At 73.9% G+C, this 1,282-nt stretch carries 2 protein-coding genes; both read left to right on the top strand.

Going from position 1 to position 1,282, the window contains the following annotated elements; translation table 11 throughout:
- Nucleotides 1-698 (top strand): dihydroxyacetone kinase subunit DhaL (gene dhaL, locus FHD67_RS20145; protein WP_342775332.1); only part of this gene is annotated, 698 nt, incomplete at its 5' end.
- A gap of 57 nt (nt 699-755) precedes the next feature.
- Nucleotides 756-1,282, top strand: a 527-nt coding sequence (locus tag FHD67_RS20140; protein WP_176695237.1) for a DAK2 domain-containing protein, incomplete at its 3' end; no start/stop codon positions are given.

Raw genomic sequence — 1,282 nt, 5'->3', positions numbered from 1 at the left:
CGCGCCACCGCGCCGCCGCCGCGGCCGCCGACAGCGCCCCCCGCGCGCCCGAGGCCGCGGGCCATCCCCGCCTGTCCGTCGCGCGATCGGGCGACATCGTGGCCGAACTGGCCGCGGTGATCGTTGCCAACAAGGCGCACCTGTCCGAGGTGGACGGCCTGATCGGCGACGGCGATCACGGGATCAACATGGCCAAGGGCTTTGGCCGCGCGGCCGAACGCCTGTCGGGCCAGCCGCTGGACGGTGCCTTCCTGGTGCTGTCGGATGTGCTGATGTCCGAGATCGGCGGATCGATGGGGCCGCTTTACGGCTTCATGTTCCGCGACATGGGCCGCACCATCCGCGACCGCGCCGCCATCGACGCGGACGGGTTCCTGACCATGCTGCAGGCCGGGCTGTCCGCCGTCACCGCCACGGGCGCCGCCAAGGTCGGCGACAAGACCCTGATCGACTGCCTGGACCCGGCCATCGCGGCCTTCGACGCGGCACGACCCGACGGGTTCGCCGCGGCCTTGCGGGCGATGGCGCTGGCGGCGCAACAGGGGCGCGACAGCACCGTCGACATGGTCGCCAAGCTGGGCCGCGCGGCGCGGTTGGGCGAACGGTCGCGGGGGGTTCCCGATGCCGGGGCGACGTCCTGCTGCCTGATCCTGACGACGCTGGCCGACAGCGTGGAACGCCGCCTGTCGCAGCCGTGACGTGCCGTTCCGGGACCGCTTGCAACCCTGCGGCGGGCCGTGCCAATGAGGTCCGACATGCAGCCGTTCTCGCGCCATGATCTGACCGACCTGTTCCGCAGCCTGGCCGAGCGCATGGCCGCGGAACAATCCTATCTGGCCGAACTGGACGGAGAGATCGGCGATGCCGATCACGGCGTGGCGATGGCCGGGGGCTTTGCCGCCGCGGCACGCGCCCTGGGCGAGGCGGGCGGGGCGGACCAGACGCTGGCACAGGGGCTGACCCTGGCCGCGTCGTCCCTGCACAACGCGGTCGGTGCCACGACCGGCCCGCTTTATGCCAGCGCCCTGCTGCGCGCCGCCTCGGCGCTTGGCGCCGAGACGCAGGTGCCTCTGTCCCGCCTGCCAGAGGTCATCGTCGCCATGGCCGAGGGGATCGCCGCCCGCGGCCAGGGCAAGCCCGGCGACAAGACCATGGTCGATGCCTGGGCCCCCGCTGCCCATGCCGCCCGGGCGGGCCTGCAGGCGGGCCAGCCCGCGACCGAGGTGCTGGCCGCCGCGGCTCGCGCCGCCGCCGACGGCGCACAGGCGACGCGCGCGATGAT

Origin of the sequence: Paracoccus haeundaensis, assembly GCF_006239215.1 — a bacterium.
Taxonomy (GTDB): domain Bacteria; phylum Pseudomonadota; class Alphaproteobacteria; order Rhodobacterales; family Rhodobacteraceae; genus Paracoccus; species Paracoccus marcusii.
The sequence above is the reverse complement of the archived record's forward strand: the minus strand, read 5'-3'. Positions and strand labels throughout refer to the sequence as shown.